At 71.3% G+C, this 12,728-nt stretch carries 11 protein-coding genes and 1 pseudogene; 6 read left to right on the forward strand and 6 right to left on the reverse strand.

Annotated features, from left to right (window positions below; translation table 11 throughout):
- The first annotated feature begins 69 nt into the window (after positions 1-69).
- Positions 70-2,241 (forward strand): 3-hydroxyacyl-CoA dehydrogenase NAD-binding domain-containing protein, encoded by a 2,172-nt coding sequence (locus ACZ1IK_RS09620; RefSeq protein ID WP_036317899.1) that lies wholly within the window; start codon positions 70-72, stop codon positions 2,239-2,241.
- A 41-nt stretch (positions 2,242-2,282) separates the two neighbouring features.
- Here ACZ1IK_RS09620 and ACZ1IK_RS09625 read toward each other — a convergent pair whose 3' ends face one another.
- Entirely contained in the window at positions 2,283-2,939 is a 657-nt protein-coding gene (locus ACZ1IK_RS09625; protein WP_036382836.1) for a hypothetical protein, read from the reverse strand.
- Positions 2,940-3,033: 94 nt separating this feature from the next.
- On the opposite strand from ACZ1IK_RS09625, the gene ACZ1IK_RS09630 reads away from it, so the two are divergent.
- Positions 3,034-3,546 carry a Rieske (2Fe-2S) protein gene (locus tag ACZ1IK_RS09630; RefSeq protein ID WP_020627853.1) on the forward strand — a complete coding sequence of 171 codons (513 nt, stop codon included), beginning with the start codon at positions 3,034-3,036 and terminating at the stop codon, positions 3,544-3,546.
- Between the two features lie 7 nt (positions 3,547-3,553).
- Here the strand turns inward: ACZ1IK_RS09630 and ACZ1IK_RS09635 are convergent, their stop codons facing one another.
- Genes ACZ1IK_RS09635 through dxs form a run of 4 tightly spaced genes read right to left on the reverse strand, consistent with a single transcriptional unit; the run spans position 3,554 to position 7,391 of the window.
- Positions 3,554-3,883 (reverse strand): PLD nuclease N-terminal domain-containing protein, encoded by a 330-nt coding sequence (locus tag ACZ1IK_RS09635; RefSeq protein WP_020627854.1) that lies wholly within the window; start codon positions 3,881-3,883, stop codon positions 3,554-3,556.
- On the reverse strand, positions 3,883-4,857 hold the full coding sequence (locus ACZ1IK_RS09640; protein ID WP_036317666.1) for an aldo/keto reductase: 975 nt from the start codon (positions 4,855-4,857) through the stop codon (positions 3,883-3,885). Before ACZ1IK_RS09640 ends, ACZ1IK_RS09635 begins: the two co-directional genes overlap by 1 nt.
- Positions 4,858-4,860: 3 nt before the next feature.
- Entirely contained in the window at positions 4,861-5,379 is a 519-nt protein-coding gene (locus ACZ1IK_RS09645) for a hypothetical protein (RefSeq protein ID WP_036317662.1), read from the reverse strand.
- Entirely contained in the window at positions 5,376-7,391 is a 2,016-nt protein-coding gene (dxs, locus tag ACZ1IK_RS09650) for a 1-deoxy-D-xylulose-5-phosphate synthase (protein ID WP_044659995.1), read from the reverse strand. The genes ACZ1IK_RS09645 and dxs overlap by 4 nt, the downstream gene beginning before the upstream one ends.
- 501 nt (positions 7,392-7,892) lie before the next feature.
- Between dxs and ACZ1IK_RS09655 the strand changes: the two genes are divergently transcribed.
- The 4 genes from ACZ1IK_RS09655 (at position 7,893) to ACZ1IK_RS09670 (ending at position 11,858) form a co-directional block, all read left to right on the forward strand.
- Positions 7,893-8,480: a YdhK family protein gene (locus ACZ1IK_RS09655; protein WP_036382830.1), complete on the forward strand. Its 588-nt coding sequence runs from the start codon at positions 7,893-7,895 to the stop codon at positions 8,478-8,480.
- An 89-nt stretch (positions 8,481-8,569) separates the two neighbouring features.
- Entirely contained in the window at positions 8,570-10,705 is a 2,136-nt protein-coding gene (locus tag ACZ1IK_RS09660) for a heavy metal translocating P-type ATPase (RefSeq protein WP_036382829.1), read from the forward strand.
- An 11-nt stretch (positions 10,706-10,716) separates the two neighbouring features.
- Entirely contained in the window at positions 10,717-11,052 is a 336-nt protein-coding gene (locus tag ACZ1IK_RS09665) for a metal-sensitive transcriptional regulator (protein WP_270618289.1), read from the forward strand.
- 182 nt (positions 11,053-11,234) lie between these two features.
- A complete protein-coding gene (locus ACZ1IK_RS09670; protein WP_095694653.1) occupies positions 11,235-11,858 on the forward strand; it encodes a CueP family metal-binding protein in 624 nt (207 codons plus the stop codon).
- A gap of 336 nt (positions 11,859-12,194) precedes the next feature.
- On the opposite strand, the pseudogene ACZ1IK_RS09675 reads toward ACZ1IK_RS09670, so the two are convergent.
- Positions 12,195-12,728, reverse strand: a pseudogene (locus tag ACZ1IK_RS09675) (transposase family protein); the annotation flags it as partial.

Below are 12,728 nucleotides of genomic sequence, written 5' to 3' on the forward strand. Positions count from 1 at the left end.
ACGCGGCCGGCCGGATCGGTCCGTCGCGTCGCGTCGACGCCGAGGCTACTCGCCGGTAGTGTGACCCGCATGACATCCGTTTCTCTTGCTTCCTTCGACCACCTGCCCGCCCTGGCCCCGGATGAGGTCGTCACCACCGTCACCGTGACCGACCACGCCCTGCCCGATGGCGCGGGCACGCTCGCGCTGCTCACGCTGGACAACGGGCAGGGACCCCGCCGGCCCGCCACCCTGGGCCCGGCCACGCTCCTCGGCCTCGGCCGGGTGCTCGACGAGCAGGCCGCCCGGGCCGCCGCGGGCGCGATCCAGGCCCTGGCCGTGACCGGTGTGGAGGGGACCTTCGCGGCCGGGGCGGACCTGTCCCTGATCGCGGGCCTCACCGACGACGTCGGCCGCGACCTGGCCCTGCTCGGCCACGCCGTCTACGACCGGCTCGCGGCCCTCGAGATCCCCACGGTCGCGCTCGTGAACGGCCTCGCCCTCGGCGGCGGCCTCGAGCTGGCCCTGGCCGCCGGACACCGCGTGGTGGCCGCCGATGCGAAGGGCTTCGGCCTGCCCGAGGTCCGGCTCGGCCTGATCCCCGGCTGGTCCGGCGTGTGGCGCGTGCCCCATCTGATCGGCCCGGAGGCCGCCGTCGACGTCGTGCTGAAGAACCCCCTCGACGACAACCGCATGCTCGACGCCCGCGCGGCGCACGGGCTCGGCCTGATGGACCGGATCGTGGAGGGGGACCTCCTCGACGCGGGCCTCGAGCTCGCCGCCGCCCTGGTCGCCGGGGACGAGTCCGTGGCGGCCGAACTGGCCGCCCACCGCGACCGCGACGTGTCCGACGCCGCCTGGGACCGCGCCCTGGCGGCGCTGGAGCGGCTGCAGGCCGCTCGCCCCGGACGCCACCTGCCGGCGCGCCGTCACCTGGAGGACCTGTTCACCGGCGCCCGCACGCGCACCCGCGCCGAGTCCGCCCAGGCCGAGGCGGACGCCCTCGGGACGCTGCTGCACTCCCCCGAGTTCCGGCGCACCGTGTACGCGTTCCTCGGCCTCGTCCAGGGCCGCGCCAAGCGCCCCGCCGGCGACCCGGGCCGCGAGCTCGCCCGCGAGGTCCGCAAGGTCGGCATCGTCGGTGCGGGCCTGATGGCCGGCCAGCTCGCCCTCGTCTTCGCCCGGCACCTGCGGGTGCCCGTCGTGATGACGGACATCGACGCCGAGCGTGTCGAGCGCGGCCTGGCGGGCGTGCGCGCGCAGGTCGAGAAGATGGTCTCCCGTGGACGGCTCTCCGCCGAGGACGGCGAGGCCCTGGCCGGGTTGATCACCGCGGACACGGACAAGGCGGTGTACGCGGACGCCGACATCGTCATCGAGGCCGTCTTCGAGGAGCTCGAGGTCAAGCGCACCGTCTTCCGCGAGCTCGAGGGCATCGTGCGTGAGGACGCCATCCTGATGACCAACACCTCGAGCCTGTCCGTGGCCGCCATGGCCGAGGTCCTCGAGCATCCCGAGCGCCTCGTGGGCTTCCACTTCTTCAACCCGGTGGCGGTCATGCCGCTCGTGGAGATCGTGCGGACCGAGGCGACGACGGACGAGGTCGTGGCCACCGCGTTCGAACTGACCCGCCGGCTCCGCAAGACCGGCGTGCTCGTCCACGACGCCACCGCGTTCGTGGTCAACCGCGTCCTGCTGCGCATGATGGGCGAGGTGCAGAACTCCTTCGACGAGGGCACCGACGCGCACGAGGCCGACCACGCGCTGGACCCGCTGGCCCTGCCGATGACGCCGTTCACCCTCCTGGCCATGGTCGGCATCCCCGTGGCCCAGCACGTGTCCGAGTCCCTCTCCGCGTCCTTCGGCGCGGAGCGCTTCCCGGTCTCGGCGAACCTGCAGCGCCTGATCGACGCCGGCAAGACCGCGATCTGGGCCAAGGACGTCCGCCCCGACCGGCGCGACGAGGAGGCCGCCGGCGCGACCGGCGAGCAGATCCCGGAGGCGACCGCGGCCCTGCTGGAGCAGGGCTCGACCCCGCAGACCTCCGAGGAGCTGCTGCGCCGGGTCGAGGACGCGCTGGCCGAGGAGATCGGCCTGCTCCTGGACGAGCGCGTCGTCGCGGCCCCCGAGGACGTGGACCTGTGCATGATCCTCGGCGCCAACTGGCCCCTGCACCTGGGCGGCATCACGCCGTACCTGGACGACTGCGGGGCCGCCGAGCGGGTGAACGGGCGGCGCTTCCACCCGGCCGCGCAGGCCTGACCGGCCCCGGCCGGGCCGTCCGCGACGGCCCGGCCCACGGCTCAGGCGATCGGCAGCCCGGCGAACGTCACCACGTGCGCGTCGAGCCCGGCGGTCGCCGCGGCCTGGTCGGCCACGGGGGTCGAGGCGGTGCCCCCGCCCCAGTCGGAGGCGACCACGGCGCCCTCGCGCACGAGGTGCGCCCCCAGCTCCACGCCGTCCGCGACGACGGCCACCCGCACGTCCGACCCGCCCGCGTCCGCCGGGCGCAGCTCGGCGCGGGGCACGCGCAGCCCGCCCTGCAGGGGCGAGGCCTCCTCGAGCCGGTCCACGGCGAGCGGGCCTTCGGCGGCCACCCGCGCGAGGAGGAGGTACTCCGCGTACGAGGGCAGCACCGCGGCGTCGATGCCGGCCCGCTCACGGTCGATGCGCACCCGCTGGGCTCCGGCGGAGTCCTCGTGGGTCGTCCATGCCCAGCCGTCCCCGTCGGGCGTGAAGCCGACCTGCGTCTGGGCGAGGTAGCGCTCGGGCAGTCCACCGCGGGCGGCGCGCTGGGCGGGCGTGGGGGCGAAGCCCATGCGGGTGGTCAGCACGCCGTCCTCCAGCACCCGGTGCAGGAAGCCGACGTGCACGTCGTCGAGGGTCACGGCCTCCCACCGCTCGAAGGGAGTGAGGTCGAAACGGGCGGCGCCGGTGGGGCGCGGGGCGGGGTGGGTCACGGCGGTGCTCCTGGGGCTCGGGGGTCCGTCCCCCCGATCCTCGCACCCGTCGGGCCCGGTCGCATCCGCCCTCGCCACGGGCGATAATGGGTCGATGACCACGCAGGACTCCCCCCTCACCCCGAACTCCTCCCGGTCCGGCTGCTGCGACGACCACGCCCGCCCGGACACCTCCCGCCGCACCGTCCTGGGCCGCGGCGCCGCCGTCGCCGCCGCGGGTGCCGGCACACTCGCGCTGGCCGGCTGCACGGACCGGCTGCGTGAGAAGGACACCGCGCAGGACCACTACACCGGCTCCGACGCCGTCGACGCGCTGCCCGCCGCCGAGCTGCCCGTGGGCGCCTCCCGGGAGGTGCAGGTGCAGGGTCGGACGCTGATGATGCATCGCGTGGACGAGACCACGGTGACCGCCTTCACCAACGTGTGCACGCATCAGGGCTGCCTGCTCCAGGTCGTGGACCGGCAGGAGGGCCCGGCCTACGCCTGCCCCTGCCACGGCTCGCACTTCGACGTCACCTCGGGGAAGCCGTTCGGCGGCCCGGCCCGCAAGGCCCTCATGGACTACGACGCGGCCGTCGTCGACGACCGCATCGTCGTCAAGCTCTGAGCCCGGCTCATTCCTCCGGCGCGCCGTAGCGCCGGCGCGGGGGCACCACGACGGCGGAGCGGTCGTTGGGGTCCCACGCCGGCTGCTCGCGCCGCCGCGCCGGGTAGTAGCGGTGCCGCCACCAGAACCAGATGAGCGCCCCCAGCACCGGCAGCAGCAGCATGAGGCCGACCCACGGCAGGCGCGCCCGGGCGTCCAGGGGGCTGCGGCCCAGCGAGACGAAGCCGGCCACCCACAGCGCACCGGCCACGACGGACACGGTCCAGCCCAGGGCGGCCTCCCCCGGCGTCGGCACGAGCGGGGTCGCGGCGGCCGCGCCGGTCAGCGCGCCGGCCATCAGAAGAGCGCGACCTTCTCCGGGCCCGGGAACAGGGCGTCCAGCTCGGCCAGGTCCTCCGCGGTGGCGAGCCAGTCGGCCGCCGCCGCGTTCTCCACGACCTGCGCGGCACGGGTGGCGCCGGCGATCACGGAGGACACCGGCCCCTGCGCCGCCAGCCACCCGATCGCGGCCTGGACCTCGGTGATCCCCCGCTCCCGGGCGAACCGGCCGAACGCGGCCAGCTGCTCCAGGTCGGCGTCGGCCACCATGTGCTGGCGCACGTGGGACAGGCGCGAGCCCTCGGGGGCGTCGCCCTGCGAGTACTTGCCCGTGAGCAGCCCGTTGGCCAGCGGGAAGTACGGCAGGACGCCGAGCCCGAACTCGGCCGCCGCCGGGACCACCTCGAGCTCGGCCCGGCGGTCCAGCAGGTTGTAGTGGTTCTGCGCGGACACGAAGCGCTCCACGCCCAGCTCGCGGGCCACGTACTCGGCCTGGGCGATCTGCCACCCGGCCCGGTTCGAGTGGCCCACGTAGCGGACCTTGCCGGCGCGCACGAGGTCGTCGAGCGCGCGGAGGGTCTCCTCGATGGGCGTGGCCGGGTCCGGGGTGTGGAACTGGTAGAGGTCGATCCAGTCGGTGCCGAGGCGGCGCAGGGAGTCCTCGACGGCGCGCACGATGTACCGGCGGGAGCCCCGCGCGCCGCCGTCGTCGCCGGCGACACCGCCCATGTCCATGCCGAACTTGGTGCCGATCACCACCTCGTCGCGGCGGGCGCCCAGGGCGCGGCCGAGCCGCTCCTCGGACAGGCCGGGCTCGGCGCCGTAGACGTCGGCGACGTCGAAGAAGGTGATGCCGGCGTCGAGCGCGGCGTGGACGACGGCGTCGGTGCCGGCCTGCTCCAGCGTGGCGGTGCCGGGGCGGCCGAGGTTGTTGCAGCCCAGGCCGACGACGGAGACGGTCAGCCCGGAGCGGCCGAGACGGGTGTGGCGCACGGGTCAGCCCTCCTGCTCTGCGGTGCGGACGTCCACCTTGTTCGGCTGCACGCCGTCGGCGCGCTTGGCGGCCGCCGGGATCTCGGCGGCGGCCTTGCGGGCGTGGGGGGTCCGGACGCGCAGCACGAGGGCACCGGCCTCCTCGACGACGTCCTCGACCTCGCCAAGACCGCGCCAGGCCAGCTGGTGGGTCACCTCGACGCGCAGCCGTTCCACGGTGCGCCGCTCGATCACCGTGGCCTCCCGGCCGCGGAGCCGGTAGGCCACCGGCAGCACGGCGAAGGTCGCGGGGTCCGCCTCGGCGAAGCCCTCCTCCGCGCCCTGCGCCACGAACGCGGCCAGCAGCTGATCACCCTCGACCTGGTCGGCCAGGGGCTGCTCCCCGACGGTGCCGGGCTGGCCGACCCGGCCGTGGTGGACCACGAACTCCCCGGCCTCCGCGTCGGCCCATGCCTCGCGGTACTCGAAGAGCCGGGTGCCGTCGTCGCCGACGGTCTCACGGTACAGCCGGACGATGCTCATGCCTGCTCCTGGTGGTGGGGGGCGGCCGCGTCCTCGGGGACGGGCCGGGCGTACGGGACCTTGGCGCCGAGGACCTGGGCGACGGTGTCCTGGGTGATGCGCTGCGCGGTGAGGCCCACGCGGGCCAGCACCTGCTCGCGGCTGCCGTGGGCGAGGAACTCGACCGGCAGGCCGACCTCGTTCAGGGCGGTGTCCACGCCGGCCGCGCGCATCTCCTGCCGGATCCGCGAGCCGACGCCGCCGGCCCGCACCCCGTCCTCGAGGCACACGACGATCCGGTGGCGGGCGGCCGTGTCGATCACGGACCGGGCCACGGGCAGGACCCACCGCGGGTCGATCACCGTGGCGCTGATGCCGTGCCGCTCGAGCCGTTCGGCGACGTCGAGGCCGAGCTCGGCCATCGCGCCCACCGCCACGATCAGCACGTCCCGCTCGGCGCCGTCGCGTCCGCCGGCCTCGCCGCGCCGGGCGAGCACGTCCGTGCCGTCCGACAGCCGCTCCAGGGCGCGCACCGGCTCGCCGACCGAGCCCTTCGCGAACCGCACCACGGTGGGCGCGTCCTCGACGGCGACGGCCTCGCGCAGCTCCTCCCGGAGCGTGTCCGCGTCGCGGGGCGCGGAGATCCGCAGCCCCGGGACCGACTGCAGCAGGGCCAGGTCCCACATGCCGTGGTGGCTCGGGCCGTCCGGCCCGGTGACGCCCGCGCGGTCCAGCACGAACGTCACGCCCGCACGGTGCAGGCCCACGTCCATGAGCACCTGGTCGTAGGCGCGGTTGAGGAAGGTCGCGTAGACGGCCACCACGGGGTGCAGGCCGCCGAAGGCCATGCCGGCGGCCGACGTGACCGCGTGCTGCTCGGCGATGCCGACGTCGAACACCCGGTCCGGGTGGGCCAGCGCCATCGGGGCCAGGCCCACGGGGTTCTGCATGGCGGCGGTGATGGCCACGACGTCCGGCCGCTCGTCCGCGATCGCGACCATCTCTTCGCCGAACACGGAGGTCCAGGACTGGGCCGTCGACGAGGTGATGGGCTCGCCCGTGGAGGGGTCGATCACGCCGATCGCGTGGAACTGGTCCGCCTCGTGCGCGACCGCCGGCGGATAGCCGTGCCCCTTCTCGGTCATCGCGTGGACGATCACGGGCCCGCCGTACGCCCGCGCGTCCTCGAGGGCCTCCTCCATGGCGATGAGGTCGTGACCGTCCACCGGGCCGATGTACTTCATGCCCAGGTCCTCGAACAGGCCCTGCGGCGCCCAGAGGTCCTTGAGGCCCTTCTTCGCCGCGTGCAGTGGCCGGTACACCAGCTCCCCCGCGAGGCCAGCCTCCTGGAGGCGGCGCTTGAGGTAGTCGAGGGTCTGCTCGTAGCGGTGGTGGGTGCGCACCTTGTCCAGCACCCCGCGGCGCAGTCCGCCCAGGTGCTCGGCGACGCCGCCCACGGTGGGCGCGTACGAGCGGCCGTTGTCGTTGACGACGATCACCACGCGCCGGTCCCGGCCGGCGGCGATGTTGTTGACGGCCTCCCAGGCCATGCCCCCCGTGAGCGCACCGTCGCCGATCACGGCCACCACGGTGCGGTCCCCCTGCCCGGTCTGCGCCCAGGCCCGCGCGATGCCGTCCGCCCAGGAGAGCGAGCTGGAGGCGTGCGAGGACTCCACCACGTCGTGCTCGGACTCGGTGCGGTCGCCGTAGCCGGACAGACCCCCCTCCTGGCGGAGCGTCGTGAAGTCCTGGCGTCCGGTGAGCAGCTTGTGCACGTACGACTGGTGGCCCGTGTCGAAGATGACCGCGTCCTTGGGCGACTCGAACACGCGGTGCACGGCCAGCGTCAGCTCGACGACGCCCAGGTTCGGTCCGAGGTGGCCGCCCGTCTTGGAGACGTGGGCGATCAGGTAGGCGCGGATCTCCGCCGCCAGCGCGGTCAACTGGTCCTCCGTGAGGGCCGACAGGTCCGCCGGGCGGGCGATCTGCGGCAGCAGCGGGGCGCCGGGGCTCGTGGGGGGCAGATGTTCCATGGTGCGACCAGCCTACTCCGCGGCTCCGCACCCGGGCGGGACGCGGGCGGCGGCCCGCGCGGGCGGGCCCCGTGGATCAGGCCTTCGCGGCGATCTGACGGAGCACGTACTGAGACATGCTTCGCTCTGCCTGGCGATAGTCGCACAGCTTCCGTCGGCTCTCAGGATCCCTGTCTCGATGGGACGCCCGACGATGCAACCGGACAAGACCAATTTCTCTTGGGTGATCGGCGGTACTGGGATCGTCTTCTCACCACGGTGATGTTCACGAGACGACGCAGCTGATCCCGTCACGACGGCGAGCGAGGTGAGCCCGTCCGTTCGGGCCTCGATTCCATCTGCGACCAGAGCCGCCGAGCCGATGTTCTCCATCGCAGCCTCAGCGCTGCCACCCCGGGTCGATTGGATCTTGGCCGGGCGATTCCACGCCCGCCGATCGACATCGACTTGATACCCGGGAGGGGTATAGCGTTGACTGGACCAGAACGAACAGGAGACTTCATGCGCAAGCACCTCATGACCACCGTCGCCGCAGGAGTGCTCGGAGGAGCGCTCGTGTTCACCGGCTGCAGCACCGGCGGCGGCCAGGACCAAGGGACCCCCTCGACGACCAGCCAGCACGAGGGCCACGGCAGCAGCTCTGACAGCGGCGGGATGGAGCATCCGATGGACGGCGGCCCCGCCCCCGAGGGCATCGAGACGGCTGCGTCGCCCACATACCCGGTCGGCACCGAGGTCACGCTCACCGCCGACCACATGGAGGGCATGGACGGTGCGAACGCGACGATCGCCGGCGCGTACGACACGTACACCTATGCGGTGGACTTCACGCCGTCCGCAGGCGGGGAGCCGGTCAAGGATCACAAGTGGGTCGTCCAGCAGGAGATCAAGGACGCCGGAGATGAACGTCTGGCCGACGGCACCGAGGTCACTCTCGAGGCCGAACACATGGAAGGCATGAAGGGCGCGAAGGCGACCATCGCCTCCTCCACCGAGGAGACCGTCTACATGGTCGATTACGAGTCCGACGGCATGACGATGACCAACCACAAGTGGGTCGTCGAGAGCGAGCTCAAGCCGGCCTCCTGAGCCGATCGCCGCGGGCGCGCTGAAGGTCCGCGGCGAAATACGACCCGATCGAAGGAAAGATCGGGGAATGACGAGGGGAAGCGAAGAGCATGACGGACCCGACCACGCATCACCATGACCACGCCGGCGTCGCGACCACCGAGTCCGGCCACCGTGACGACTCGCGCGCCGAGAACGAAGACCACACCATGGAACACGGTGACCACGCCGGGCACGGTCATCACGGCGGTGGTCACGCGGGCCACGGCGACCACGTCGGCCAGTTCCGGCGGCTGTTCTGGATCAACCTGATCATCGCCATCCCGGTGGTCGCGTTCTCCCCCATGTTCGCCATGCTCCTGGGCTACTCGGTCCCCAGCTGGGCGGGCTGGGTCGCCGCAGTCCTCGGCTCCGTCATGTACGCCTGGGGCGGCACCCCGTTCCTCACCGGTGCTGTCAGCGAGCTGAAAAGCCGCCAGCCGGGGATGATGCTGCTCATCGCGCTCGGCATCACCGTAGCGTTCCTCGCCTCCTGGGCCGCCACTGTCGGTCTCGTCCACCCCGAGCTCGAGTTCTGGTGGGAGTTGGCGCTGCTGATCGTCATCATGCTGCTGGGCCACTGGATCGAGATGCGCTCACTGGCCCAGACCACCTCGGCGTTGGACTCCCTCGCCGCGCTGCTCCCTGACGAGGCTGAGCGTATAGAGGGAGACGACGTCGTCAAGGTCGACCCGGCAGAGCTGCGCGTCGGCGACGTCGTCATCGTCCGGCCTGGCGGCAGCGTCCCCGCCGACGGCACCATCGTCGACGGCCGCGCCGACATGGACGAGTCCATGATCACCGGCGAATCACACCCCGTCGCCCGCGGCGAGGGCGAGAACGTCACCGCCGGCACCGTGGCCACCGACTCCGGCCTGCGCGTAGAGATCACCGCCACCGGCGACGACACGGCTCTGGCGGGCATCAACAGGCTCGTCGCCGAGGCGCAGGGCTCATCCTCCCGTGCCCAGCGCATCGCCGACCGGGCTGCGGCCCTGCTGTTCTGGTTCGCCCTCGGAGCTGCGCTGATCACCGCCGTCGTCTGGACGCTCTTCGGGCTCCCCGACGACGCGGTCGTTCGCACCATCACTGTCCTCGTCATCGCCTGCCCCCATGCGCTGGGTCTGGCGATCCCTCTGGTCGTGTCCATCGCCACCGAGCGCGCCGCCCGCGGCGGCGTCCTGATCAAGGACCGCCTCGCCCTGGAGTCCATGCGCCAGGTCGACGCGGTGCTCTTCGACAAGACCGGCACCCTGACCAAGGGCGAGCCCACCGTCACCGGCGTGGAGCCGACCGGCGGCCTGAATGCCGAACAGCTCCTCGCCCTGGCCGCCTCCGCCGAGGCCGACAGTGAGCACCCCCTCGCCCGGTCCATCGTCACCGCCGCCAAGGAGAAGGGCCTCGCCGTCGAACCGGCCAGCGGGTTCACCTCCTCCCCGGCGGTCGGCGTCACCGCGACGGTGGCCGACCATGAGATCCGCGTCGGCGGACCCCGTCTGCTCGAGGAGACCGGCCAGGACGAGATCGGTGTCGCCGACGAATGGCGGGCAGAGGGTGCGATCATCCTGCACGTCCTCCGCGACGGCAAGGTCATCGGCGGTCTCAAGCTCGCCGACGAGGTTCGCCCAGAGTCCCGCGACGCCGTCGATGCGCTCCATCAGCTCGGCGTCGAGGTCGTCATGATCACCGGCGACGCGGAAGCCGTGGCGAACGAGGTGGGAAGAGAGCTCGGCATCGACCGGGTCTTCGCCGGCGTCCGCCCCGAGGACAAATCCGCCAAGGTCGACCAGCTGCAGAAGGAGGGCAAGAAGGTCGCCATGGTCGGCGACGGCGTCAACGACGCCCCTGCCCTGGCCCAGGCCGACGTCGGCATCGCCATCGGGGCCGGCACCGACGTCGCCATCGCCTCTGCAGGTGTCATCCTCGCCAGCTCCGACCCGCGTAGCGTCCTCTCGGTCATCCAGCTCTCCCGTGCCGCATACCGTAAAATGAGGCAAAACCTGTGGTGGGCCGCAGGGTACAACTTGCTCTCTGTGCCGCTCGCGGCTGGCGTGCTCGCACCCGTCGGCTTCGTCATGCCGATGTCAGTAGGCGCGATCCTGATGTCGATCTCCACCGTCGTCGTCGCGCTCAACGCCCAGCTGCTGCGTCGCATCGACCTCGCCCCAGATGCCAGCACCCGCTCCGTCCTGGAGCACCAGAAGTGAAGGACGCACTCGTGACCACTGAAACTGCAGCCGATGAGACCGGTGCCGACACCGGAGCCCATCGGCACGGCTACATCAGTGACAAGGACCGTTACCGCAACCGCATGAAGCGCATCGAAGGCCAAGCCCGCGGCATCACGAAGATGATCGACGACGAAAAGTACTGCATCGACATCCTCACCCAGGTCTCGGCCCTCACCCGCGCCCTGCAAGGAGTGGCGACCGGTCTGCTCGATGACCACCTCAAGCACTGCGTGCTCGACGCCGCCAAGAAAGGCGATGAAGACGCGGCCATCGCCAAGATCCAGGAGGCCACCGACGCCATCAATCGCCTCGTGCGCTCCTGACACCATCCGATTTCGTCAACACAGGGTGCTTCGGACCGGTGGACCCCAGATCAGGACAAGGCTCTTGATGTCTCCGGGCAGGCGTGCTTTGCACCTCGTCGCGCCCTTGGCACCGGCGAACTCGGGATGCCTTCTGTCTAACCTGACGACATGAACACGTTCACCTGAGAAAAGAGTTGGGCATGCCACTTGCCATTGTTGCTCCGATCCAGTCCTCCAGGAGCCGCCTGAGGATCTGCGCGGCCTTGACCGGTCTGGCGACCAGCGCCGTCCTCCTGCTCAGCGGCTGTGCTGATGCGGGACCGTCCGCTGATGCAGGATCCGATCACTCACTGGTGGTCGAGCACAATCTAGACGGATTGAATGCTCGCGAGATCATCACGCGCCTCGACTCAACGAAGGTGACAGATCGCTCGTCTGAATTCATCGCGTCGATTGAACCCGACCAGCTTGTACTGACCGACGATCAGAACAATCAGACCACCGTGCCGATGCCAGAAGACGAGTTCTACGTCTCTATCGCCCCGTATCGCAGCCAGACTCACGAATGCTACTTCCACAGCCTCACGACCTGCACCGGCGAACTCGCCAATACTGACGTCCACGTCACCGTGGTCGAGGCGACGTCCGGGGAGACCCTCCTCGATGAAACGCTGACGACGTACGACAACGGATTCGTCGGGGTCTGGCTGCCGCGTGGAATTGACGCTACTCTCACTGTCTCAGCTGAAGGCCGCACCGCGAAAAAGGCCATCTCGACCCGCCCCGACGACCCCACCTGCTTGACCGGTCTTCAGCTGGCTTGAGGCCCAGGTCTCATGCTCCTCTGCAGCGCCGACAGATCAGGCCTCGAGACGTCCCATCCTTGGACTCCCACAGGGTCTCGGCGTCCCGATGTGAGGATTCGCCCGAGAGCCGGCTTCAGAGTCATCGCAGGGCATCACCACACCGGGCTGAAGCCTCGTCGACCAATATCAACCAGTGCCAACTGAAGAGCAGTACATCGCTCACGCCGCTTCACGACGTGCATTCCGGGGGATCCTCTCTGTCCAGGTCCTCACGCTCACACCTGCCGGTGCTGAGCCTCGCCGAGCTTCTCGAGCACTTGACCTGAATCGCCGATCCGTTCGAACACGCCACTCGGGCGTGTCCGACAATGCCGTTGACCACGCGAGCACAGCATTCAGGACCACGGCAGCCCGGTCCACGATCGCGTACTTGTCGTACGTGCTCGCCAGGCCCGGCCACTGCTGCAGGTGCGCGTCCTGGCGCTCGATCACGTTCCGGCCCGTGTAAGCCTCCAAGTCCAGGCCCGCGGTTCGGCCGCCGGCCGAGCCGCGGCGTCTGCGGTGGCCCTGCTGGTCAGCCGGTTGGGGAGGACGGCCTTGATGCCACCGGCGCGCAGATGGGTGCCGATCGCCCGCGATGAGTACGCCCTCTCGCCCAGCACCGTCGACCAGCTGATGGGTCTTCGTGCTCAGCCCGCTCCGTGAGCGCCCGAGGCCGTGATCGGCGGGCTCTTCACGCGGATTCCTTGTCGTTCGATCCAGCCCCTCTGAGCCGGGTGGTGTTCCTCGCGTGCTGATGGGCGCGGGCGATCGTGGAGTCGACCGAGACCGACCAATCGATCAGGATTTCGGCATCCGCTGCAGGTGGTCCGTGTTGCCAGCACCGTG

It is taken from the genome of Micrococcus sp. CS26 (assembly GCF_055522295.1).

Coding starts and splice junctions, on each gene's coding strand:
- ACZ1IK_RS09620 (WP_036317899.1), top strand. CDS start 70: ATGACATCCGTTTCTCTTGCTTCCTTCGACCACCTGCCCGCCCTGGCC.
- ACZ1IK_RS09630 (WP_020627853.1), top strand. CDS start 3,034: ATGACCACGCAGGACTCCCCCCTCACCCCGAACTCCTCCCGGTCCGGC.
- ACZ1IK_RS09655 (WP_036382830.1), top strand. CDS start 7,893: ATGCGCAAGCACCTCATGACCACCGTCGCCGCAGGAGTGCTCGGAGGA.
- ACZ1IK_RS09645 (WP_036317662.1), bottom strand. CDS start 5,379: ATGAGCATCGTCCGGCTGTACCGTGAGACCGTCGGCGACGACGGCACC.
- ACZ1IK_RS09670 (WP_095694653.1), top strand. CDS start 11,235: ATGCCACTTGCCATTGTTGCTCCGATCCAGTCCTCCAGGAGCCGCCTG.
- ACZ1IK_RS09635 (WP_020627854.1), bottom strand. CDS start 3,883: ATGGCCGGCGCGCTGACCGGCGCGGCCGCCGCGACCCCGCTCGTGCCG.
- ACZ1IK_RS09660 (WP_036382829.1), top strand. CDS start 8,570: ATGACGGACCCGACCACGCATCACCATGACCACGCCGGCGTCGCGACC.
- dxs (WP_044659995.1), bottom strand. CDS start 7,391: ATGGAACATCTGCCCCCCACGAGCCCCGGCGCCCCGCTGCTGCCGCAG.